Source organism: Bacillus sp. FS02 (assembly GCF_024398395.1).
Classification (GTDB): domain Bacteria; phylum Bacillota; class Bacilli; order Bacillales; family Bacillaceae; genus Bacillus; species Bacillus altitudinis.
The window spans coordinates 629,733-652,449 of the sequence record NZ_CP074101.1 but is presented as its reverse complement, the minus strand read 5'-3'; the positions used below and the strand labels follow the sequence as shown (position 1 = coordinate 652,449).

Sequence of the window (22,717 nt, the reverse complement as noted above, 5' to 3'; positions counted from 1 at the left end):
AAAACAAGCTGGCTTTTTGGTTTTTATGAACGCCTAATAGGTAATGTACAGCATCTAAAAGAGCCGCCTGATTTAATGATTTCTGAAAAATCCACTTCAATGACGGTGTAGCCGCGTGCTGTTAATGCAGCATTTGTTTCTTGGTTGATTGGTAAGCTGATGACTTTTTTCTGACCAATGGACAACACATTTGGTCCAAGTGTGAACTGCTCTTGCTCACTTATTTCAATGAGATCATAATGCTTTTTGAGCATATGAAGATCCTTTTCCGTAAAAGCTTCAGGGTAAATCAAGATCTCATGATGAGTAAGAATATTCATCACACAATCAAGATGCAAAATGTGAGAAGGAAGATGAATAGGAATGATGTCGTGATTCGGCAATTCTTTTTTGAGTTGCTGGATGGCGGCTAGATTTGTTCTTTTGCTGATCCCCACAAATACCCGTGTTTGGTCTACAAGCACATCGCCGCCTTCAATCGTTCCATCATCCAGCGTGATGGTTGTCCATCCTTTTGTCTGTGCCCATTCTTTTAAGGAATGTTCTTCTCCTTGTCTGACAGGGGCTGCCATGTTTGAAACAAATAAAGTCTGTCCAATTGTAAATCCAATATCCCGAGTGAAGACTTGTTCAGGGAATCGTTCATTTGCAGGAAGAAGGACAGGCCGGACATGATGGTTTTTCAGCGTTTGGATGAATTGCTTATGCTGCGTGAGGGCTTTGATTTGAGAAATATTTTCTCTTGCAAAATGCTTTTGGGTTTCATTGATGATCTGTTTAATTTCCATATAAATTGGACTGCATAAGAGGACTTCTTGTAAATCATCATATTCACTCATACATTGCGGCGTTTTATACACTTTCTCTGATTTCATAGAATCCATCAAAGGGCCTCCTTGTTTATCGATAGTTATATTATTCCTCCTTCTAGTAAATGTTGAAACATTTCCGAAAGAAAATCTCTCATGAGAGACTAAAGCAAAAAGTTTAGACAAACCTAATAGAATAGTGTTTAATAAAAGTCGTTCCGCATCAACGAAAACAGCAAGAAGGAGCTATGACGATGAGTGAAGAAAATTTCAAATACTGCAAGGAATCAAAAGTTGTGAAAACCAGCAGGGTATTCCCCCTCGATACGAATAACCACCAAACGTTATTTGGCGGAAAATTAATGAGTTATATAGATGACATTGCTTCCATCTCGGCAGCAAGACACAGCCGTAGTGAAACAGTCACCGCATCAATGGATTCAGTTGATTTTTTAGAGCCGATTGGACAGAAAGAGTCCGTCTGCTTAGAATCTTATGTGACATGGGTCGGCACATCTTCTATGGAAGTATTCGTCAAAGTCATTAAAGAAAACTTGATGTCTGGAGAACGCAGACTCGCAGCAACTTCATTTCTTACCTTTGTCTCGCTGGATGAAAACGGGAAGCCAAAACGAGTTCCACAAGTCATGCCGGAAACAGATGAAGAAATCATGCTTCATCAAACAGCGAAGCAGCGGGCAGAGGAAAGAAAAAGCCGCCGAAAGCATAGTAAAGCTTTGGCTGACGCACTTGGGACGGATAAGCCTTGGGCGTAAAAATCACCCTTTATGCGGTGATTTTTTTCTAGGTCAGTATCTTGCATAGCAAGATAGTGTGTGGTAAGATCAAACTATCTTGTCATGCAAGGTACTGAAAGCGGAGGATCGATGATGACACAATCAACACAAATGCTAAAAGGAATTTTAGAGGGATGCCTGCTGTCGATTATTTCTGAAGGTGAAATTTATGGCTATGAAATGACAAAGAAGCTTGCGCACTATGGGTTTGATCAAATTAGTGAAGGCAGTATTTATCCGATCTTGCTGCGCATGCAAAAAGAACAACTAGTTCATACGTCTACAAAAGTATCGGCGAGTGGGCCGAAAAGGAAATACTATACGCTCACACAAAGAGGCGAAGAAGCGCTGACGGATTTTACCATGCGATGGAATGAGCTGTCAGGGAATGTAGAGCGATTATTACATAAAGGGAAGTGAGAAGATGGTAACAAAAGAAACGAGACACATCTTATTAGAGCTGCAACTCTATCTCATATCAAAAGGGAAAAATCAGGACGAGATCGACGAAGTGATGGATGAATTAACGACACACGCTGTCGAAGCTGAGAAAGATGGGAAAACAGGGGAAGATGTATTTGGCGGAGATCCACGGGGCTTTGCTGATGAGCTAGCGAAAGAGCTCTCTAGAAATCATAAAGACTGGGTTCCGTTTGTCAGTGCTTTTTTAATTGGATCTCTTTTTTACATGATGTTAGCAGATGCCATCAGTCAAAGTTTATCGTATTCTTGGTATGCACTCATTGGTTATCCGCTAATCATAGTGGCCAATGTGATCATGACCATTGTGATGTTTAGAGCTTCTGCCTTTCAAACAAGCAGGAGGGCATTCTTTTACTTTTGGATATTAGGTGTTTTTCAGATGACAGCCTTGATCACAGTGAAATTATTGGACCAAAAACTTGGTACTCCTTTACTTGTGCTGACCTCGAGCCAAAGATGGGGCGTCATTCTTCTGTTGCTGCTGTGTATTGTCTTATTGAATGCTATATTAAAGGCGAATATGATGTCGCTCATTCCGTTGATCTTCTTTGGACCGCAACTCCTATTCGAATGGCTTGGATGGACATCGCCTCTCATGCTTCTTTTCACAAGTCTGGTATCCATTGTGATTTTAGTCTTGCTCACAATCGCTTTTTTACAGAAAACAAACAAGAAAAATGAACATTTAATGTAAATAGAGCACATCTCTTGCGATGTGCTTTTCTTTTTCTAAAAAAATGTAGATGTGGGATCACATTTTTCTTTACAATGAGAAGAGGACAAAAATGAAAAGGGGTTCTGTAATTGGATATTGTATGGGGGTATGTACTCGTTTTTATATTGGCTGCTTTACCTTTCTTTGAAGTGGTTGGTGTCGTTCCGCTGGGGATTTTAAGTGGTCTGCATCCTGTGACAACGGCAGTTATTGGATTCGTCGGCAACTTTCTTACCGTCTTGCTACTCATCGTCTTCGTGGACCGATTTAAAGCGTGGTGGCTGAAGAGGAAAGAGGAGAAACATGATGAAAAAGGAGAGAAAAAACAGCTGAAAGCCAGAAAGGTTTGGGAACGGTATGGTCTCCCTGGTTTGGCACTTATCGGTCCTTTTATCATTGGCAGTCATTTAGCGGCTTTTATGTGTATGAGCTTCGGTACGAAAAGAAAACAAGTCACTGTGTGGATGACGGTCAGTTTAATCATGTGGACCGCATTAGCTGCTAGTTTAACGGGTGCGGGGTTCCATTACTTTGCCCCAGATTCAAATGGGTTGTTCGGAGATATTTTTAGCAAGTAAGCAAGGAGGATAACAAATGACACATCAAACACGGATCGTGCTCGAAACAGAGCGTCTCAGACTGAGAACAATGGATGAACACGATGCATCTTTTTTATATGAAAAGCTATTCCAAGATGAAGAGGTCATGAAGTATTATCCTTCACTAAAGGATGAAAAGCAGACAAAAGAGTGGATTGCTTGGAATCAAAAGAATGACCGCACGTACCATACATCCCTGTGGATCATTGAAGAAAAAGAAACGAAAGAACCACTTGGACAAAGCGGAATTGTTCTCCAAAATGTCGAAGGACAAACAGAGCTTGAAATTGGCTATATGCTAAAGAGATCGGCATGGGGAAAAGGATATGCTGTTGAGGCTGCAAAAGGCTGTCTTGCGTATGGTTTTGACGATATGAAGGTGAGGCGAATGGTCAGCTTAATTCGCCCTGACAATGAAGCGTCAGTCAAGGTCGCAATGAAAATGGGAATGAAAAAAGAAAAAACCATTTCAAAATGGGATCAAATCATGGATGTTTACAGTGTTACTCGTGACGGAAAAAGCGGCTCGCTTGAATCATAAGGAGAGCCGCTTTTTCTTTTATAGACGCTGTTCTAACTGAAGTAAATATTTCTTTCGTTCGATTCCCCCGCCATATCCGCCAAGTTCACCGCTTGTTTGAATGACTCGGTGACAAGGAATGATGATGGCCAACTGATTGGCACCATTTGCATTTCCAACTGCCCGAACCAAATGGGGATCGCCAAGCATGATGGCAAGATCTCGATACGATCTCGTTTCGCCTGGCGGGATCTGTAAGAGAAGATCCCATACCCTTTTTTGAAAAGGGGTGCCATGTATTGCAAGTGGCACAGTAAACTGCGTGAGTTTCTTTTCAAAATATAAGGCCAATTCCTTTGCTAATTGCTGATGAACGTTTGTTTCTCCAACTAAAATACGGGCATGATGTTTTTTTCTGATGTTCTCAATTTCTCTTTCTAATCCTCGCCTGTCCATAAATTCAAGCAAATACACATGGGTTGCATCTGAAATGCTCATCATCCGCCCAATCGGAGTAGAAATAAAATTCGCATGCAAAATATTGACTTGCGCCTTTTTGGGTGGATTTCCCATGATTTTCGTAAAGGCATCATTGAAGGCACTGGAAGACTCGTAACCGAAGGTGACTTGCTGATCTATGACTTTTTTTCCGTTCAGAATCTCTTTAAACGCTAGCCCCATTCGGCGTGATCTAGCATATTGAACAAAGGTCATTCCATAGATTTCTTTAAATTTTCTCCGAGCTGTTGCAGAGTGAATCCCTAATTGGCGAAAATCTTCTTCTTTCCATCGTTTCTCAGGACTCTCTTCAACTGCTGATACAAGTGTTTTGACTTCTTCTGGAATGCTGTTAGGATATGTTAAAGGCGTGCATCGCTTACACGGCCGATACCCTGCAAGCAGCGCCTCCTCTGCTGTAAAGAAAAACTCACAGTTTTCATATTTTGGTTTTCTAGCAGTACATGTGGCATGACAGAAGATGCCGGTTGTTTTAATACCTGCAAAGAACGTGCCGTCATATTGCGGATTCTTATCAACAAGTGCTTGATAAAATTCGTGTTTTTGTTCGTCGGTCATCATCATTTGATCCACCTCTTGTTTTATTATATCAGTGATGTGGTCGTTCCTCTTTCTAACATTTAGTATACTTCGCTTTCATCCACTTTCTTTCGAAAAATGAACAAGTATATTTGAAGGGGAAAAGCAAAGTGGTAGACCGGCATATCAGGGTGTGATACACTTTTTCATACAGAATCGGCTTTACGCTAGATCTGCTTATCATGAATTGGTTTTCTAGGGTTCCGTGCGGCAGCGCAGTCTGGACCGAGAGAAAACACATAGGGTCCTCTAAGAGTAGGCCGTATGGACACGGAGGGATAAAAGCCCGGGAGATTTGATCAAACGATCGATTTCCGGGCTTTTTTAATTGCTTGGAATCGGTAAGAAAGGAAGAGATCGAATGAAATGGGGAAACGTTTTGATTGCAGCCGTATTTGAAGTCGGCTGGGTAATGGGGTTGAAATATGCTGGCTCTATATTGGAATGGAGTGCAACCATCGTTTGTATTGTCGTCAGCTTTTATTTACTCCTGAAAGCCACGACGGTACTTCCAGTTGGCACACTTTACGCCGTTTTCACCGGACTTGGAACAGCCGGTACGGTCATAGTAGGAATGGTCATGGGTGAGCCGGTACAGCTAGTAAAATTACTTTTGATCATGGTCCTTTTAAGCGGTGTATTAGGACTCAAATTGACCACAGGTGAAAAGAAAGGGGAGGCTGAATCGTGAGCTGGCTTTTACTCATTGGGGCAGGCATCTTAGAAATGCTTTGTGTCACCATGATGAATCAATTCCAGAAAGATCGCCATGTCAAATGGATTTTCTTCATAGCAGCTGGATTTTCGCTTTCCTTTCTGATGCTGTCTCTTGCGATGAATACAATTCCGATGGGAACGGCGTATGCGATTTGGACAGGAATCGGAGCAGCTGGAGGAGCGATTGTTGGGATGCTGTTTTATGGTGAGTCGAAAGACGCAAAACGTATTTTATTTATCGCACTGATTTTATCAGCAGCGGTCGGGTTAAAAATCATTGAATAAGAAAAGGCTGGCAATCATATGCCAGCCTTTTTGCTACATCGAATGATGATTGGAATCGTTTTCATTTTTGCGGTAAAGTTGACTCACAAGCAGAAAACACACACCAAATGTAAGTAAAGGAATGAGTCTTTCTCCGGTCATAAATAGATAAATGCCCGTGATGAGACATACGATGCCGAGCCAAAAGCTCACTTTACCAAACAAAGTCATGTTTTTCATCTCCATCACTCCTTTTGTGATAAAAGGTCTATTCATATTATATCACGCCAGGTGCAGAATTGAATGAATATTCAATAAAAAATACGACGCTTAATTGCTTTTTCTCTTTCCAGTCCAGTATAATATTTCATTAGAATGAAAAACGTAAATGAGGTCATAAGACATGAGAACATTGATTACAGAGAAACTTGAATTACACAGACAAAAGCATGAGCAAAAAGGAAGGCTTTTAGTCAGCTGCCCAGATCAGCCTGGTATTGTGTCAGCTGTTTCTACTTTTTTATTTGAACATGGAGCAAACATCATTGAATCTAGTCAATACACAACAGATCATGAGAGCGGCCGATTCTTTTTAAGAATTGAATTTGATTGGAAAGACATTTCTGCCAACTTAGATCAATTGAAAAGCAGCTTTGAGCCAATTGCGCAATCATTTCACATGACGTGGAGCATGTCGCGTGCAAGTGATCTGAAAAAGCTGGCGATCTTTGTGTCCAAAGAGCTTCATTGTTTACATGAACTTTTATGGGAATGGCAAAGCGGTAATTTAATGGCTGAAATAGCGGTTGTCATCAGCAATCATGAAACGGCAAAAGATACAGTCGAAGCACTCGGCATTCCATTCCATTTCGTGAAGGCAAATAAAGACATTCGTCAAGATGCAGAAAAACAACAGCTTGCATTATTAGAAGAATATGATATTGATGCGGTTGTGCTTGCTAGATACATGCAAATTTTGACGCCAGCCTTTATTGAACAGCACCCGAACAAAATCATTAATATTCATCACTCCTTCCTGCCGGCTTTTATAGGGGCTAATCCTTACAAGCGTGCATATGAGCGAGGGGTTAAACTGATTGGCGCGACTTCCCATTATGTCACCAATGATTTAGACGAAGGACCAATCATTGAACAGGATATTGAGCGGGTAGATCATAGAGATGATGCAGAGGCATTAAAAAATATTGGCCGCACGATTGAGCGCAGCGTGCTTGCCCGTGCTGTCAAATGGCATCTAGAAGATCGAATCATTGTCCATGAGAATAAAACGATTGTGTTTAATTGACCGCTTGACTTTTCTGAAGCAATTGGTGATAATATAAAAAAATTAACGAGCGTTGATAAGGAATAGTAAGCAGGACCTGCTGTGTAAAGAGAGCAAATGACATGCTGAAACATTTGCCGCAGACAGCTGCTGAACCTACCCTTTGAGCCTTAGAGGAAAAATCTAAGCGCATGCCTGGCGTTACAGGAGTTGAGTGGAATAAGCAGACGTATGCTTATTCAATGAAGGTGGTACCACGGAAAATCCCTTTTTCGTCCTTTACATAAGGAGAAAAAGGGATTTTTTATGTGGTGAAAGGTATAGCGGAGGGAATCAATGATGAAAAAGCAAAGGATCGTCATAAAAATTGGTAGCAGTTCATTAACAGAGCAAAAGGGAGCCATTGATGAACACAAAATGCAGGATCATGTCAAAGCCATCGCAAAGCTAAAAGAGGCAGGGCATGAAATCATTCTCATTTCGTCAGGTGCCGTTGCGGCGGGATTTGGCAGTTTAGGATATCCGTCAAGACCTGTGACCTTAAAAGGAAAGCAGGCTGCTGCTGCCGTTGGTCAAGGCTTGTTAATGCAGAAATACACAGAACTATTTTCACAGTTTCAGATGACGCCTGCACAAATGCTTTTAACACGTAATGACTTTTCAGATCGTACAAGATATCGAAATGCTTACGCAACGATGATGGAACTGCTCGAAAGAAAAATTTTACCGATCATTAATGAAAATGATTCTGTGTCCATCGAGGAGCTTACCTTTGGTGATAATGACATGTTATCAGCACTGGTCAGTGGCTTAATTCATGCAGACCAATTGATCATTTTAACAGATATCAACGGAATTTATGATGCCAATCCAAGTGAGAATCCTGATGCGAAGCGGTTTGATGTGCTGACTCACATTTCAGATGAATTGTTCTCATATGCGAAGAGTACGGGTTCAAAGGTTGGAACAGGCGGAATGAAATCTAAGCTTTCAGCTGCACAAACAGCTCTCTCCCTTGGCGTTAAAGTCTTCATTGGCACAGGTACAGGGGAAGACAAGCTTCTTCACATTCTCGCTGGTCAAGGGGACGGCACATATATTGGTGAACAAGACTTATCATCAGTCAATAACCGTCGCCAATGGATTCAATTCCACTCACCAGTCTCTGGGAAGATCATGATTGATGCGGGGGCAGAGGCGGCGATTTTGCATAATGGAAGGAGTCTTCTTCCAGCTGGTGTCATTGATGTAGCTGGTGAATTTTCTAAAGGAGAGGTCGTCGAAGTTGTTGGTCCAAACGGGTTAGTCGGTAAAGGGCAAACATTGTATGATTCTGATGAGCTTCTTGGCATTAAAGGGATGCGAAGTCAGGAGCTTTCTTATGAAAAACCTGAAGTCATTCACCGAGATCACTGGGTTCAGCACGTACAAAACTGAGGAGGGAAAACGATGAATGAAGTTCTAGAAAAAGCAAAAAAGGCAAGCGCGGCCAAAGATCAGCTGCTATTAAAAACAACTGAACAAAAGAATGCTGCATTAGACGCTATTGCAAATGCATTAAAAGCATCTTCAGCTTATTTAATTGCTGAGAACCAAAAAGATGTTCAGGCGGCTATAGACAAAGAGTTCACGCCATCTGTGATCGACAGAATTACATTAACAGAAGAGAGAATTGAAGCGATTGCAGACGCTACGCATCAACTCATTCAGCTCAAAGACCCAATTGGTGAAACATTAGAGACCATTCAAAAAGAAAACGGGCTTTTCATTGAAAAAGTACGTGTGCCTCTTGGAACGGTTGGGATGATTTACGAAGCAAGACCAAACGTGACAGTCGATGCGGCCACTCTTTGCTTGAAAACTGGAAATGCTGTGATTCTTCGAGGAAGTTCATCGGCCATTCATAGTAATAAAGCGATTGTGAAAGTCATTCACGAAGCGCTGCAACCAACGGATATTCCAGTAGACAGTGTACAATTGATTGAAGATACAGGCCGTGAGACGGCTAAAACCCTGTTCACTTTAAATGACTATCTAGATGTCCTTATTCCACGCGGCGGGAAACATTTAATTGATCTTGTTGTGAGAGAGTCTACTGTTCCAGTACTTGAGACGGGTGCAGGGAATTGTCATATTTACATTGATGAAACAGCCCAAAAAGAAATGGCTGAACAAATTGTTCTGAATGCGAAAACACAAAGACCATCTGTTTGTAATGCCATTGAGAGCATTGTCATTCATGAAACATGGGCAAAAGAACATGGCGCTTCGCTTTTTGAAGCACTTCAGACACATGGTGTAGAAATACGGGGCGATGAAGCAGTATGTGCACTTGCACCGAGTGCCACATTAGCGACAACCACTGATTTTGAAACGGAATTTTTAGCGCCGATTGTCAGTATTAAAACCGTAAAGACCATGGAAGAGGCGATACAGCATATTCAAATGTATAGCTCTAAGCATTCTGAAGCGATCATTACGGAAAACGAGCAGCATGCGGCACTTTTCTTAACAGCCGTTGATGCTGCCGCTGTGTATCATAATGCATCTACCCGGTTTACAGATGGCTTTGAATTTGGCTACGGAGCGGAAATCGGCATTAGCACACAAAAATTGCATGCTAGAGGACCAATGGGTCTGCCAGCCCTAACCTCTGAAAAATTTGTCATTCGTGGTCAAGGACAAATAAGAGAATAACCCATCCAAAAAGAGAGTCTTATCGCACAAGGCTCTCTTTTTCCTTTCATTTTTGTATTTCTTCGGTCAAGTATGATAAAATATGGTAATGTTTTATATTTTGAGAAGATTGGAGAAGGCAACGTATGGCGAAAATCATTCCCTCTTCGGATATTGGAGTGAAAATCAACAAGTGGTATGAATTAATCCGCAGATTTGATTCAGAACAAGCAGAACAGTTAAAGCAGGAAATTCGCACCTCTCTTGATTCAATGGAAGAAGATCAGAATTTGCTTCTCTATTTTTCTTTAATGGAATTCAGGCATGAGGTCATGCTCGATTATTTAAAGCCATTAAAGGAAGGAAAGCTTCGCGCCAACTTTTCCGAGCTTTCGAAAGAAATAGATGAGCATCAAACGCATGTCACAGGCATGCTTGAATATTACTATCATTTCTTCAGAGGCATGTATGAGTTCGGCCGGAGAGAGTACATTGCTGCCATATCGTCCTATCAAAAGGCAGAGCATAAGCTTTCTTTTGTATCCGACGATATTGAACGTGCAGAATTTCATTTTAAAATGTCAGAAATATATTATCACATGAAACAAACACACATTTCGATGCACCATGCCAAACTAGCGCTGGATGTCTATATTCAGCACGAACTATATGCGCTTCGTACCATTCAGTGTGAATTTATTGTAGCCGGTAATTATGATGATATGAGAAGGCATGAAAAGGCATTGCCACATCTCGAAAGAGCACTTGCAAGATCAAGAGACTTTCAGAATGTGCGTTTTATTGCTTCTTCTTTGTTTAATATGGGCAACAGTTATTACAGAATGGGAGACTTGAACCGCGCACTCGACTTAATGAAAGAATCCATCTCATTATTTGATCAAAACCAATCTGATCATCTTCGTCGATCGATAGACCCTCTTTATACAGCCGCTCAGATCTTATACAAACAAGGTAAAAACGATGAAGCATTATATTACAGAGAAGAATGTATGAAACGAGCAGAAGCTCTGCAGGATGACATTCATATTCAGAAGACCATTTTTTTAGAAGCGTTGTACTTACGACAAGATGCAGAGCATATTAAACGGATTTTCCATTTTTTAGAATCTTCCTATGCATATCCAGATATAGAAGAGCTGGCTTTAGACACCGCAAAGTATTATAATGAAATGGAGGATTATGAAAAATCTTCCATGTTCTATGGGGAAGCGGAACATGCTCGTATCTATATTCAGAGAGGGGATTGTTTATATGAATTTTAAAAAATGGGCAGTCGTCTGTACAAGCATCACGATCTTGGCATTATGGATCACATCACCTAATGCCGACCCCGATAACAGAAACCATACGCTAGAAAAACCGAATCCGCAGCATATCACGATCTAAAAAGCCCTTTTTAAAGGGCTTTTTTTATTGACCGCTTCAATCATCGTAGGTTGCACATTCATAAAAATAAAAAATGGAGGAAAGATGAAAGTGAGTGTTTTTCATTGACTCTTGAATTTAGATTGTGTACAATTTAATTGTAGAAAATATTAATAGAGCGAAAGAGGGTTATATTCATGTCAGAAGTTTTATTTACTGCAACAGTATCAGCTGTAGGAGGAAGAGAAGGTAAGGTTGTGTCAACAGATGGTGTACTAGAGCATGATGTAGCAATGCCAGGAACGCCAAGAGCGAAAAAGCTTGAGAAAGCAACGAATCCAGAGCAATTATTCGCAGCGGGCTATTCTGCATGTTTTGATTCAGCCCTTCAAATGGTCGCAAGACAAGAGCGTATCCGTTTTGAAAGTGAAGTAACGGCACATGTAAGCTTAATCAAAGACAGTTCAGACGGCGGTTTCAAACTAGGTGTTAAATTAGAAGTAAAAGGAACTGGAATTGAGCAATCTGCACTTGATGAACTTGTTCATAAAGCACACGGCGTTTGCCCATACTCAAAAGCAACGCAAGGAAACATTGAAGTAGAATTAGTAGCTGTCGCTCAATAATAGACATCAAAAAAAAGGCTGAGGGAATATTCCCTCAGCCTTTTGATTGTGTTAATTTTTGCAGAAGCTCATGTAAAGAAGCGCGAAGTGTTTTCAGCTCTTCTTCTGATCTGCCTGTTCCAGACAGCATTTGAAATGGAATCGAAGTGGCCTTCTCTTGTAAAGCTTCTCCGTATTCTGTTAAACGAATTTGGACCGAACGCTCATCCTCTTTTGAACGTTCACGGATGATGAGTCCATTTTGTTCCATTCGTTTTAGCATAGGTGTGAGTGTACCGGAGTCTAAATATAAAAGCTCTCCCATTGTTTTCACATTTAATGTCCCATGCTCCCATAACAAAAGCAGTGCCAAATATTGCGGGTATGTGATATTTAACTCTTCTAATAATGGTTTATATTGCTTCGTCATTTCTCTTGAACTTGCATATAACAAGAAACAAAGCTGATTTTCCAGCTTCATATGTTCAAATTCATTTGTCATATCTGTCACCAACTATTTTTTGTCATACTTATCATTGTATAAGATTTTCTTCCTTTTTAAAATAAATACAGACTAAAAATGAAAAATTCTTCAATGTGCCATAAATGTTTGAGCAACGAATAGAACGTGAAAGGTATAAGTAGAAGAAGGAGGAGATCAAGATGAAACCATTATTTACTGCAAAAGTAAAAGCACAGCACGGAAGAGCAGGACATGTTCGTTCTGATGATGGTGTGCTTGACCACAACATTGTGATGCCAAACGCAAAGAAAGATGGAGAAACTGGTACGAATCCTGAACAATTATTTGCAGCGGGTTATGCGGCCTGCTTCGGAGGGGCGCTTGAACAAGTCGCCAAGAAGCAAGGTGTCGAAATTGAATCAGAAGTAGAAGGACATGTCAGTCTATTAAAAGATGAGAGTGATGGCGGTTTTAAACTTGGCGTGAAGCTGATTGTTTCCGCTAAAGGGCTTGACCATGACAAAGCGAAAGAGCTTGTTGAGGCTGCACATGAATTCTGTCCATATTCAAAAGCAACAAGAGGAAACATCGAAGTAGAGCTTGAAGTGGCGGAATCATGAAAAGAAAAAAGGGCTAAAATTTAGCCCTTTCTCACTGACACCTGCTGTGGAGCAGGTGTCTTTTTTTAATATTCTTTCTTTTTGTCGTATGTGTCCCATGCTTCAAATGGAGCAAGGGTTTTTTGAAGGGTCAGCTGGTAAAATGGAATGTTTCTTGATTCGTATTCTTTATTGATTTCTTCATAAATAAAGGAGTCATCAAAACCAGAAGTCGCTGCATCCTTGTGTCCAGCAGCAAAATATACGGCCTTTGGTCTAGCCCAATAGATAGCACCAAGACACATTGGACAAGGCTCACAGCTTGTATACAAAATACAGTCTTCTAATTGATATGTATGTAGTGTTTGGCACGCCTTTCGAATAGCTGTCACTTCTGCATGTGCAGTTGGATCATTACTCGTTGTGACATTGTTGCTTCCCTCTGCTATAATCTGACCGTCTTTGACAATGACCGCTCCAAAAGGGCCGCCTGTGCCACTATTTACTCCTTCTACTGCAAGATCAATTGCGCGTTGTAAAAAAGCTTCGTGATTCATTGTCTTCCTCCCTTTGTTCGACTGACTTCTCTAGTATAAACGAATCATGATAGAAAAGGAATCATTGTAGGAGGAGATCGAACAGGACAATTTACGGATAAAAAACCCCTGCCAAATGTTCAGCAGGGGAAGAGTGAGTTAATTATGCGTGCTGCGCTAGCTTTTTACGAGCGACTTCAGCAGCTGTCACCATGTTTTTCAAAGCAGCAATGGTTTCAGGTTCTTGTCTTGTTTTCAGTCCACAGTCAGGGTTGACCCAGAAGCGATCTGTCGGACAGACGTTCAGTGCATCATCAATGATTTTACTCATTTCTTCAACAGCTGGAACGCGCGGGCTGTGGATGTCATATACCCCAAGTCCAAGGCCTTTCAAATACGGGTGTTTTTCTAAATAATCGAGGAACCCGCCATGACTGCGTGAATGTTCAATCGTAATCACGTCTGCATCAAGGTCTTCAATCGTATCAACAATATCCTCGAAATTGCTGTAGCACATATGTGTATGAATTTGCGTTTCATTTTGAACAGACGATGTCGATAGACGGAATGACTCTGCTGCCCAGTTTAAGTATGCTGCCCAATCACTCTCTTTTAAAGGAAGACCTTCTCTTAGCGCAGGTTCATCCACTTGAATCACTTGAATACCCGCTGCTTCTAACGCTTCTACCTCTTTGCGTAAAGCAAAAGCGATTTGGAAGGCAATGTCTTTACGAGAGATATCTGTTCTTGGGAAAGACCAGTTTAAGATCGTGACAGGTCCTGTCAGCATTCCTTTGACTTTTTTCTCCGTTAAGCTTTGAGCGTAAACCGTCTCTTTCACTGTCATTGGCTCTGTAAATTCTACATCTCCATAAATGATCGGCGGCTTCACGCAGCGTGATCCATAAGATTGAACCCAAGCGAATTTTGTAAAGGCAAATCCAGCGAGTTTTTCACCGAAGTATTCAACCATGTCTGTACGTTCAAATTCTCCATGAACGAGTACATCTAGGCCAATCTCTTCTTGAATATCAATCCATCTTTTTGTTTCTTTTTTAATAAATTCATCATACTCTGCATCTGTCCACTCATTTTTGCGCCATTTTTGACGAGCACTGCGCACCTCAGCTGACTGAGGGAAGCTTCCGATTGTTGTGGTTGGAAGAAGCGGCAGTTCAAGAGATTCATTTTGAATGCGTAGTCGTTCTTCAAAAGCAACTGGACGTTTAAAATCTTTTGATGAAAGACTGTTGCGCTCTGCTGTCAGGTCCGCATTCGTTCCTTTCGCGAATTCTTTTAACGTCAGAAGTGCTTCATTTGCTGCATGGATGTCTGCATCAATGGCAGCCGCTCCTTTTGATAAGCCTTCTTTTAATAGCGTTAATTCAGCCAGCTTTTCAGTGGCATAAGAAAGTCCGTTTAATAGTTTTTCTTCAAGCTGTTCGCTCGGATGTTTTGCAACTGGGACATGTAGCAGGCTGCTTGAAGGCTGTAGCCATACTTCTTTTGGCTGCACGTCAGCAATCACTTCAGAAATAAACGATAATCTTTCTCCTAGATCTGATCTCCAAATATTTCTGCCGTCGATGATACCGGCTGCTAAAATTTTATCTTTTGGGAAGCCGTGTTTTTTCACTTGTTCAAGGTTTCGTCCTTGATCATGGACAAAATCAAGACCGATGGCTTCAACAGGATACGTCACAAGCTCTTCATAGGCATCTACTGAGTCAAAGTATGTTTGAAGGAGAACGTTTAAGGCAGGTACAGCTTCTTTAATCGTTTGATAGATGGCTTTTACTGCTTTCACGTCTTCACTTGAAGCTGTGACTAAAGCAGGCTCATCAATTTGAACCCATTTTACACCGGCTTCTTCAAGCTCTTTTAACAACTGAGTATAAAGCGGCACTAGGCGTTGCTGAATCTCTTTCACTTCATTGGCTTCATAGCCTTTAGAAAGAGAAACAAATGTATAAAGACCGAGAACGACAGGTTTTGTTTCAACACCAAACGCTTTTTTCACCTTTTCGTATGCTTCAAGTGGTTTGTTATGTGTGAGTTTGAATTCTGTGCTTTTTTCGTATTCTGGAACGATGTAGTGATAGTTTGTATTAAACCATTTTGTCATTTCACTTGAGACAGCATCTTTTGTTCCTCTTGCCATCGCAAAGTATGTATCTAGCGGGTCTTTCAAGCTGCGGAAGCGCTCTGGAATCCAATTGAACATAACGGCAGTATCCAGCACGTGATCATAGAAGGTGAAGTCGCCAGAAGGAACAACGTCAATTTGTTGATCAATTTGAGTTTTAATAGCGGCTAAAAATTGTTCATCGAGTGTGCTTAAGAGGGTTTCTCGGTCAGTTTGACCTTTCCAATAAGACTCAAGTGCTTTTTTCCATTCTCTGTTTAAACCAATTCGCGGGAAACCTAGATTACTTGTTTTAACAATTGTCAATTCCAATTCCTCCTCTAAATATAAAAAGACACTCACACTCATGATCAAGATTGATGAGGGCAAATGTCTGGTTTAAAAAGACAAAATGTGTGTGCGAAAGAAGGCGTAAGTATCAATGACGAACGCTTTTCCGACATCTCCTATCAACCGTAGGGGGTTTGATGTGATAGAGCGGCTGGTATCCTGGCTCGCGAATCTGCAAGCTTTTCATCCTTCCCATCTTAATGACAGTGGATTTAACGAAAAGCTCTCCTCACTTACAGTGGCGGGACCGCGCCGGATTTTCACCGGTCTTCCCAATTAAAATTCGACGTGTGATCGAATTACCGACTCTCAAACTATGAATTTATTGTGTTCGATTATATAACGTTCACTTCATTTCGTCAAAGTAAATTTTGAATAATTTTAATTAAAAAAATCCTGAGAAAATTCTATCTTTTCTCAGGACCTAAAATGTACCTATAGAGACAAAAGTTCTGCCTCCAATGTTTTCTCAAGAAGCACATCTGGTGCAGTTAAATATAAAAACCCGTTTCCTACAAGGGTTTTCGTTTGTTTTAGCGGAAGAGTTCTCCGTACGAGCTGAGCATATACCTCAGGTTCTGTCAGCTTACGCTGGAATGCTTCTTCTTCGGCATTTTTAATAATGGCGAGTGCACCGCTCACATGAGGGGCAGCCATGGAAGTGCCTGTTAGTCTTCCGTATTTATGGTTAGGGAGAGTGGATAAAATGTCTTCACCTGGAGCGACGAGGTCGATTTCTTTATTCGCATTGGAGAATTCAGAGGATTCTCTTGCAAGAGAGACAGAGCCGACGGCAATGACCTCATTGTATGCAGCTGGGTAGGAGAACTCTTCAGTACGCTCGTCTCCGTCACCTTCATTTCCTGCTGCGCAGACAACAAGCACACCGCTGCTTACCGCATGTTGGATGGCCTTTTGCAGTTCTGGTTCATTGCTTGGCCCACCGAGAGACATGGAAATGATATCAACCTTCTGCTCAACCGCATAGTTAATGCCATTGATAATCCATTCGTATTTCCCGCTGCCATTTTTCCCTCCAAGAACTTTTACGATCAACAGCTTGGCTTCAGGTGCAACACCTAAAATGCCGCCATTTTGATCCGTTGCTGCAATCGTTCCTGATACATGGGTACCATGCCCGTTGTAGTCTTTTACATTCTCAGCATCGCCATTGTCATCATCGGTAAAGTTTTTTCCTCCGATAATCTGATCTTTTAAATCTGGATGCTCCGTGTCGCAACCTGTATCAAGGACAGCAATGGTTATGCCTTTTCCTTTGAAGCCACTTGACCAAAGTTCGGGTGCTTTAATCTCCTGAATACTTTCCGGCGTCTCTTTCGCTTCCATCACATTGGCTTTTACTTCATACGGAATTAAGCGAATTTCACCTTTCATAAGAAAGCCCTCCTTATTTTGTTTTCAAAGTAGATTCAGGTTGCGTAATGTTATTGTATAAAACAAATGTTTGATCGGAAAGGGTCAATTGTAATAATTTTTCAAATAATCAAATAATTATTTATTGTGCAGTTCTCCTCATATCTTGCCGAAAGAAGTCACCTTTTGAAGAAAACTCTTAGTATCATATGAAAAAGAATGAAATGCTGCATAGTGAGCTTGCACCTGTACAGATGAAAATGGGTGAAAAGAACTAAAAAAGGCAGATCGAAAAAACAATCATATAAAGAGATAGAGGATGACAGAAAAGAAAAAGGTACATGCCATGTGCAGATGATTGTTTTTTCATTATAATGATCGAAAGAATATAGAATGTAAAAAGTATTTGACATTTTTTAAGCGGATGATATGATTAAAATGTAAAAAGTATTTGACATTTTGATTGGGAGGGGACTAACCGTTTGATGTTGTCAAAGTTGTGTATTCAGTCATCTTATTAGTGGTCGGACTATTCATCTTTATCGCGCCTATGATTCTAAAGGGTGATGAAAGAAAGAGATTTATCTACTCAAAGGCTCAATCGTATGCATTTATGGTGGTCATTGGTATGCTTTTATTAGAAGTCGCACAGTCCATATTTTTAACGACCCAAGGGAACCATTCTGATAAGGGGTTTGGGATTTCTCCCATCATGTTCCTAACTGTGATTTCGGTCATTTATTTAGTTACATTACTCATATACAGAAAAAAATATGGTGATTAAATTGCAAAATCATATAAGAGAACTAAGGAAATCCATTAAATTATCCCAAGAAGAACTTGCTAAACGGTGTAAGGTCTCGAGACAAACCATCAATGCCATTGAAAACGATAAGTACGACCCTACTTTACAATTAGCCTTTGACATCGCCTCTGTTTTGAATACGACTGTAGATGAGCTTTTTGTCAGTCAACCTAAAAAGAAGTAAAGGACCAGCCTCAGAAAAGAGGCTTTTTTTGTTGATTTGTGTAATGTGAAAGGATCAGCTGAAAATAAAAATCAACCATATTACATAACAATTCCTCATTCATAAAAAATAAGATATGAAGATTGTGACTGTTCCAATGGAGAAAGGCAACATATAATAATGGAAAGACAAGCTTGCCTTTCAGATAGGAGAGATAGAGATGAACAAAGGGAAGATACTCGTGGTCGAAGATGAAAAGAAAATTGCAAGAGTGCTGTCATTAGAACTTGAATATGAAGGATATGAGGTCACAGTCCAAGATACAGGGATGAAAGGGCTCCAGGCGCTCGAGGAGGAGAGTTTTGATTTAGTGCTTCTAGATGTCATGCTTCCAGAATTAAGCGGACTTGAAGTGCTTAGAAGGGTTCGAAAGACAAATACGGCAACACCGATCATTTTGATTACCGCAAGAGGAAGTGTTCCCGATAAGGTCAGTGGTCTTGATCTTGGGGCAAACGATTATATTACAAAACCCTTTGACATAGAAGAATTATTAGCGCGAATTCGTGCACAGCTGAGGTTCAATCACAATGCGCAAGAGGAAAAGGACATTGAGCTAAGTATTGCAGATTTAACGGTGAATGAGAAAACAAGAGAAATTCAAAGAGGCGGTCAGACGCTTGAGCTGACACCGAGAGAATATGACCTGCTTGTTCATTTATTGAAACATCAACAGCAAGTGCTCACAAGAGATCAGCTTTTAACAGCTGTCTGGGGTTTTGATTATTTTGGTGACACGAACGTGGTTGATGTCTATATTCGCTATTTAAGGAAAAAAATCGATTACCCGTTTGAAAAACAATTGATTCACACAGTGAGAGGTGTGGGTTATGTGATGAAAGGATAAAGCATGAGATTAAAAAATAAGATCCAGCTTTATACATCGTTGTCCTTGTTTTTAATGGTGCTGCTGTTTCATACAGCAATTTATTTTATTTTTTCAATGACTTTAACGCAAAAAGATATGTCACGATTGTCGGAAGTAGCTGAAAATATTGCCATTGCGCTAAAAAAATCAGAGGAAGAGGGTCTGCCCTCTTCGGAGCTGCTAAAAGCATATCTGCCTCAAAACGGTATGATCCGTATCGTCACAGAGACAGGCGAATCAAAGCTGACCATCACAAAGGAATCTACGTTTAGCTCACTTCCTTTTACATACGAATCTGGTCAGACAGCAGAAATTCAAGAATACAATAAGCAGTTGATTGCGTTCGCGGCTATCCCTGTCATTTGGACAAATGGGGACATTGTGTCGCTGCAAGTATATGAAGAAATTGAAAATACAGAAGAGAACTTGGCGTTATTAAAAATGATTTTAATCGCTACTGGCGTTTTGTTTATTGTGCTTTCTTATTTTGCAGGCCACATTTTAACGAAACAAATTGTCCGCCCAATTAGTCGAATGACCAATACGATGAAAGCAAGTATGAGAGAAAAGGCATTTAAACGAATTGAATTAACAGGCGATTCAAAGGATGAACTGTATCAAATGGGTCAAACCTTTAATGAAATGGCCGAAATTCTCGAGAAACATTATGAGAAAGAGCAGCAATTTTTACACGATGCTTCTCATGAATTGAAAACACCCATTACCGTCATCATGAGCTACAGCAATTTACTAAAACGCTGGGGGCAAAGCCGGCCAGAGGTCGTAGAAGAATCCTCTCAAGCCATTCATGATGAGGCAAAAAAAATGAAAAGGCTGACAGATCAACTACTCACACTGGCGAAAAATGGGCAACCGCTTTACTTGGACATGAAGCCGGTTGATCTTGGTCAATTGTGCAGCCAAGTCGGCCATACACTTGAAGTGGCAACCAATCGAACCATCCTTACTCATGTACAAACAGATCAGCCTGTGATTGCTGAAGCAGACGAAGAGAAGATCAAACAGCTTTTGACCATCTTGATTGATAATGCGGTTAAATATAGTGCAGAGCCAGTTGATGTGAACTGCGGACGATCAGGAGAGAAACCGTTTATTTCGGTTGTTGACAAAGGAATTGGCATAAAAGAAGAGGATCTGCCGAAAATCTTTGACCGCTTTTTCCGTGTGGATGAAGCGAGAAACAGTGAGACGGGCGGAACTGGGCTTGGCCTGTCAATTGCGAAGCAAATTGCTGAAGAGCATGGGGCTGAGCTAAAGGTAGACAGCCGTATCGGTGAAGGAACCGTGATGACCATTCTTTTTCAGAAATAAGTAGGTCTTTTCTCATCAATTTCTCATTTCCTCCTTATAAAATAGGAAATAGGAAGGAGGCGCTGCATGTCTAAAAAAATGAAAATGCTGCTTACGCTCGCAGGGTGTCTTTTCATTCTTGTGGCCTTTGCAATGCTCATGATTCAAACCATTGACCAAAAAATATTAAGCGAAGCAGACATTAAAAAAATCATCGCAAAAGACTACAATGGAAACATCACAAATATTGAGCTGATCAATCATAAACAGGACTATACATTGACGCTTGAAAATTCAAATGGCATCTATCAAATCATTGCATCTTCCTCAAGCGGTCAAATGAAAGAGATGAAACAGTTAAAGAGCTATCAAAAACCAAATGAGAAAAATGCCGAACTCCAAGCAGAAGAAGTGGCAGTGAAAAAAGTGAAGGGTACCGTGATTCAAAAGAAAGAAAAATCGGATCGCTTTATCTTTACGATTCAATCAAAAAAAGAACTGTATCAAGTGGATGTTGAGAAAGACACGTTCAAGGTGATTGAAGCAGAAAAGAAAAAGCCAACCTCTAAAGAAAAGAAGCTGACAAAAATAACAGTAGAAGAAGCCATTCAGATTGCCGTAAAAGAAGTGGGCGGCACAGTGGATGATGCAGATCTTGAAACTTTTAGCGGAATGCTCGTGTTTGAGGTAGAGCTTGATTTGCCGGATGGAAGAGAGGCAGAGGTATTAGTGAATGCCTATACAGGAGATATTGAAGGGATTACGTACGAAAACTAATCATTTTCTCATAATTTTCTCATGTTCCTTTCCTTCCTTTATCATCTTGTTTTTTTAAGATAAAGGAGAAATCAAACAGAGGAGGAATTAAACATGATAAAAAAAGTACTAGTAGCTACAGCATTCACAGGAGCCCTTGTCGCAGGTGGTTTCACCCTTCAAGCGCAAAATACCAATCAAACGGCAAATGCCGAACAAGTGGTGCAAAAGAAATCTTCATTTGTCTCAAAGAAACAGGCTGAAAAAGCAGCATTAAAAGTTGTGAAAGGCTATGTAGATGATGTAGATCTTGAGCGTAAAAAAGGAAAATGGGTATATGAGGTCGAGATTAAAAAAGGCGGCTTTGAATATAAAGTATATGTCGATGCCAAAACAGGCAAAGCGCTCAATGATCCAGTCAAAGAAAAGAAACAAAATGTAAAAATCACCAAAAAACAGGCTGAACAAATTGCCCTTGCAAAAGTAAAAGGAACAGTCACAGATTCAGAATTAGATAAAGAAAATGGTGTGTACTTGTATGAAATTGAAATTACGACACCAAGCGGCGAAGAAGTTGATTTTGAGATTTCCGCTAAAACAGGCAAAATCCTCAAGCAAGAATGGGACGATTAAGCTATAAAAGAACCTTTGAGCGTGATAGAAAACCTTTGCAGTCCTAGGAAGGACGAGTACTGGCGCGGGGCGAATTTGACAATCGTGAGCACCAGCACGCACACGCTGAACCTTACACTTTTATGTGTAAGGTTTTTTCATTGGGACAAACTACTGGAAAGGAGGCGAGAGAATATGATGAAGAAAAAAGAAGAAGAACAGACGATGGATCGTGCGGAATATGTTCCCCATCCTGATGGAGAAGGATATGCTTTGTTTTTGCATGATTCCTTTCATCTCCTCTCCCAAGAGGATATGAATCAGCCAGAAGAGGAATAGAAGACATGAAAGGGCGATGGTAACTTGTCTATCGCTCTTTTTTTGAAAAGTAAGCGAATACATCAGAAAACTTGGCATCTTGCTTATTGACATCATTGCGCTTTTTCTGTAATCTCAGTGTGTCAACAATATGAGACTTCGTTAGGTGAGGCTCCTGTATGGAGATACGCTGCTGCCCAAAAATGTCCAAAGACGCCAATGGGTCAACAGGAATCATCGACATAAGGTGATTTTTAATGCAGCTGGATGAATCCTATGCCATACAGTGCTAAAGCTCTACGATTGAAGGAGCAAGTGTTTATTTGTCATGCTTACAAAGCGCCTTCATTCGATTGAAGGTGCTTTTTTATGAGAAAAGGAGGTGTGGGGATGGATCATCCCGATTCGAGACACATAGAGAG

General features: G+C 40.7%; 28 protein-coding genes, 3 riboswitches and 1 other annotated feature. Of the genes, 21 read left to right on the top strand and 7 right to left on the bottom strand.

The features are described from left to right. Positions 1 to 23: 23 nt before the first annotated feature. A complete protein-coding gene (locus tag KFQ09_RS03350) occupies positions 24 to 884 on the bottom strand; it encodes a dimethylarginine dimethylaminohydrolase family protein (protein ID WP_079920510.1) in 861 nt (286 codons plus the stop codon). A 179-nt stretch (positions 885 to 1,063) separates the two neighbouring features. On the opposite strand from KFQ09_RS03350, the gene KFQ09_RS03345 reads away from it, so the two are divergent. The 5 genes from KFQ09_RS03345 (at position 1,064) to KFQ09_RS03325 (ending at position 3,944) form a co-directional block, all read left to right on the top strand. After that, the gene (locus KFQ09_RS03345) at positions 1,064 to 1,585 is read left to right on the top strand and encodes an acyl-CoA thioesterase (protein ID WP_048001636.1); all 522 of its coding nucleotides are present in this window, start codon (positions 1,064 to 1,066) and stop codon (positions 1,583 to 1,585) included. Positions 1,586 to 1,699: 114 nt separating this feature from the next. Continuing rightward, complete coding sequence (locus KFQ09_RS03340) at positions 1,700 to 2,026, top strand: PadR family transcriptional regulator (protein WP_045034946.1); 327 nt, start codon at positions 1,700 to 1,702, stop codon at positions 2,024 to 2,026. Between the two features lie 4 nt (positions 2,027 to 2,030). Beyond that, positions 2,031 to 2,783 (top strand): HAAS domain-containing protein, encoded by a 753-nt coding sequence (locus KFQ09_RS03335; protein ID WP_024719617.1) that lies wholly within the window; start codon positions 2,031 to 2,033, stop codon positions 2,781 to 2,783. A 110-nt stretch (positions 2,784 to 2,893) separates the two neighbouring features. Beyond that, positions 2,894 to 3,382: a small multi-drug export protein gene (locus tag KFQ09_RS03330; protein WP_007498817.1), complete on the top strand. Its 489-nt coding sequence runs from the start codon at positions 2,894 to 2,896 to the stop codon at positions 3,380 to 3,382. Positions 3,383 to 3,398: 16 nt separating this feature from the next. Beyond that, positions 3,399 to 3,944: a GNAT family N-acetyltransferase gene (locus tag KFQ09_RS03325; RefSeq protein ID WP_255836018.1), complete on the top strand. Its 546-nt coding sequence runs from the start codon at positions 3,399 to 3,401 to the stop codon at positions 3,942 to 3,944. A gap of 18 nt (positions 3,945 to 3,962) precedes the next feature. Here the strand turns inward: KFQ09_RS03325 and KFQ09_RS03320 are convergent, their stop codons facing one another. Beyond that, positions 3,963 to 5,006 carry a bifunctional transcriptional activator/DNA repair enzyme AdaA gene (locus tag KFQ09_RS03320; protein ID WP_024719619.1) on the bottom strand — a complete coding sequence of 348 codons (1,044 nt, stop codon included), beginning with the start codon at positions 5,004 to 5,006 and terminating at the stop codon, positions 3,963 to 3,965. Positions 5,007 to 5,205: 199 nt separating this feature from the next. Then, a riboswitch (guanidine-I (ykkC/yxkD leader) is annotated at positions 5,206 to 5,316 on the top strand. 66 nt (positions 5,317 to 5,382) lie between these two features. On the opposite strand from KFQ09_RS03320, the gene KFQ09_RS03315 reads away from it, so the two are divergent. Both KFQ09_RS03315 and KFQ09_RS03310 read left to right on the top strand, forming a co-directional pair. After that, a complete protein-coding gene (locus KFQ09_RS03315) occupies positions 5,383 to 5,712 on the top strand; it encodes a DMT family transporter (protein WP_024719620.1) in 330 nt (109 codons plus the stop codon). Then, positions 5,709 to 6,023, top strand: coding sequence for a DMT family transporter (locus KFQ09_RS03310; RefSeq protein WP_017359126.1), 315 nt, complete (start codon positions 5,709 to 5,711; stop codon positions 6,021 to 6,023). The genes KFQ09_RS03315 and KFQ09_RS03310 overlap by 4 nt, the downstream gene beginning before the upstream one ends. Before the next feature lie 33 nt (positions 6,024 to 6,056). Here the strand turns inward: KFQ09_RS03310 and KFQ09_RS03305 are convergent, their stop codons facing one another. Then, a complete protein-coding gene (locus KFQ09_RS03305; RefSeq protein ID WP_017359125.1) occupies positions 6,057 to 6,242 on the bottom strand; it encodes a hypothetical protein in 186 nt (61 codons plus the stop codon). A gap of 163 nt (positions 6,243 to 6,405) precedes the next feature. Here KFQ09_RS03305 and purU point away from each other — a divergent pair, with 163 nt between their 5' ends. The 6 genes from purU to KFQ09_RS03275 all read left to right on the top strand — a co-directional run bounded on the left by purU (position 6,406) and on the right by KFQ09_RS03275 (position 11,975). Beyond that, positions 6,406 to 7,308 carry a formyltetrahydrofolate deformylase gene (purU, locus tag KFQ09_RS03300; protein ID WP_007498809.1) on the top strand — a complete coding sequence of 301 codons (903 nt, stop codon included), beginning with the start codon at positions 6,406 to 6,408 and terminating at the stop codon, positions 7,306 to 7,308. Between the two features lie 43 nt (positions 7,309 to 7,351). Then, positions 7,352 to 7,570, top strand: a binding site (T-box leader). A 56-nt stretch (positions 7,571 to 7,626) separates the two neighbouring features. Next, a complete protein-coding gene (proB, locus tag KFQ09_RS03295) occupies positions 7,627 to 8,724 on the top strand; it encodes a glutamate 5-kinase (protein ID WP_065461559.1) in 1,098 nt (365 codons plus the stop codon). Positions 8,725 to 8,736: 12 nt separating this feature from the next. Further along, on the top strand, positions 8,737 to 9,984 hold the full coding sequence (locus KFQ09_RS03290; protein WP_052320528.1) for a glutamate-5-semialdehyde dehydrogenase: 1,248 nt from the start codon (positions 8,737 to 8,739) through the stop codon (positions 9,982 to 9,984). A 125-nt stretch (positions 9,985 to 10,109) separates the two neighbouring features. After that, entirely contained in the window at positions 10,110 to 11,246 is a 1,137-nt protein-coding gene (locus KFQ09_RS03285; protein WP_024719625.1) for a Rap family tetratricopeptide repeat protein, read from the top strand. Then, positions 11,236 to 11,370: a hypothetical protein gene (locus KFQ09_RS03280; protein WP_008346190.1), complete on the top strand. Its 135-nt coding sequence runs from the start codon at positions 11,236 to 11,238 to the stop codon at positions 11,368 to 11,370. Before KFQ09_RS03285 ends, KFQ09_RS03280 begins: the two co-directional genes overlap by 11 nt. A gap of 176 nt (positions 11,371 to 11,546) precedes the next feature. Beyond that, positions 11,547 to 11,975: an organic hydroperoxide resistance protein gene (locus tag KFQ09_RS03275; protein WP_007498801.1), complete on the top strand. Its 429-nt coding sequence runs from the start codon at positions 11,547 to 11,549 to the stop codon at positions 11,973 to 11,975. A 34-nt stretch (positions 11,976 to 12,009) separates the two neighbouring features. Here the strand turns inward: KFQ09_RS03275 and KFQ09_RS03270 are convergent, their stop codons facing one another. Further along, positions 12,010 to 12,456 carry a MarR family winged helix-turn-helix transcriptional regulator gene (locus tag KFQ09_RS03270; RefSeq protein ID WP_008346188.1) on the bottom strand — a complete coding sequence of 149 codons (447 nt, stop codon included), beginning with the start codon at positions 12,454 to 12,456 and terminating at the stop codon, positions 12,010 to 12,012. Positions 12,457 to 12,617: 161 nt separating this feature from the next. Here KFQ09_RS03270 and KFQ09_RS03265 point away from each other — a divergent pair, with 161 nt between their 5' ends. Further along, entirely contained in the window at positions 12,618 to 13,037 is a 420-nt protein-coding gene (locus tag KFQ09_RS03265) for an organic hydroperoxide resistance protein OhrB (protein WP_008346186.1), read from the top strand. Positions 13,038 to 13,102: 65 nt separating this feature from the next. Here KFQ09_RS03265 and KFQ09_RS03260 read toward each other — a convergent pair whose 3' ends face one another. From KFQ09_RS03260 to KFQ09_RS03250, 3 genes are all read right to left on the bottom strand, one after another. Beyond that, the gene (locus KFQ09_RS03260) at positions 13,103 to 13,573 is read right to left on the bottom strand and encodes a guanine deaminase (protein WP_008346184.1); all 471 of its coding nucleotides are present in this window, start codon (positions 13,571 to 13,573) and stop codon (positions 13,103 to 13,105) included. Positions 13,574 to 13,715: 142 nt separating this feature from the next. Continuing rightward, positions 13,716 to 16,004, bottom strand: coding sequence for a 5-methyltetrahydropteroyltriglutamate--homocysteine S-methyltransferase (gene metE / locus KFQ09_RS03255; protein ID WP_017367101.1), 2,289 nt, complete (start codon positions 16,002 to 16,004; stop codon positions 13,716 to 13,718). Between the two features lie 155 nt (positions 16,005 to 16,159). Then, positions 16,160 to 16,350, bottom strand: a riboswitch (cobalamin riboswitch). 113 nt (positions 16,351 to 16,463) lie between these two features. After that, complete coding sequence (locus tag KFQ09_RS03250) at positions 16,464 to 17,423, bottom strand: S8 family peptidase (protein WP_025207227.1); 960 nt, start codon at positions 17,421 to 17,423, stop codon at positions 16,464 to 16,466. A gap of 478 nt (positions 17,424 to 17,901) precedes the next feature. On the opposite strand from KFQ09_RS03250, the gene KFQ09_RS03245 reads away from it, so the two are divergent. The 7 genes from KFQ09_RS03245 to KFQ09_RS03215 all read left to right on the top strand — a co-directional run bounded on the left by KFQ09_RS03245 (position 17,902) and on the right by KFQ09_RS03215 (position 22,316). After that, positions 17,902 to 18,186 (top strand): hypothetical protein, encoded by a 285-nt coding sequence (locus KFQ09_RS03245; RefSeq protein ID WP_255836017.1) that lies wholly within the window; start codon positions 17,902 to 17,904, stop codon positions 18,184 to 18,186. Between the two features lies 1 nt (position 18,187). Further along, entirely contained in the window at positions 18,188 to 18,391 is a 204-nt protein-coding gene (locus KFQ09_RS03240; protein ID WP_008346178.1) for a helix-turn-helix transcriptional regulator, read from the top strand. A gap of 199 nt (positions 18,392 to 18,590) precedes the next feature. Further along, on the top strand, positions 18,591 to 19,277 hold the full coding sequence (locus KFQ09_RS03235) for a response regulator transcription factor (RefSeq protein WP_007498794.1): 687 nt from the start codon (positions 18,591 to 18,593) through the stop codon (positions 19,275 to 19,277). Between the two features lie 3 nt (positions 19,278 to 19,280). Beyond that, positions 19,281 to 20,630: a sensor histidine kinase gene (locus KFQ09_RS03230; protein WP_255836016.1), complete on the top strand. Its 1,350-nt coding sequence runs from the start codon at positions 19,281 to 19,283 to the stop codon at positions 20,628 to 20,630. 66 nt (positions 20,631 to 20,696) lie between these two features. Continuing rightward, entirely contained in the window at positions 20,697 to 21,386 is a 690-nt protein-coding gene (locus KFQ09_RS03225; protein WP_035700505.1) for a PepSY domain-containing protein, read from the top strand. Between the two features lie 93 nt (positions 21,387 to 21,479). Then, a complete protein-coding gene (locus tag KFQ09_RS03220; protein ID WP_008346169.1) occupies positions 21,480 to 21,998 on the top strand; it encodes a PepSY domain-containing protein in 519 nt (172 codons plus the stop codon). 174 nt (positions 21,999 to 22,172) lie between these two features. Next, positions 22,173 to 22,316: a hypothetical protein gene (locus tag KFQ09_RS03215; RefSeq protein ID WP_008346168.1), complete on the top strand. Its 144-nt coding sequence runs from the start codon at positions 22,173 to 22,175 to the stop codon at positions 22,314 to 22,316. A 130-nt stretch (positions 22,317 to 22,446) separates the two neighbouring features. After that, positions 22,447 to 22,610, top strand: a riboswitch (M-box (ykoK) riboswitch). The last annotated feature ends 107 nt before the right edge of the window (positions 22,611 to 22,717 follow it).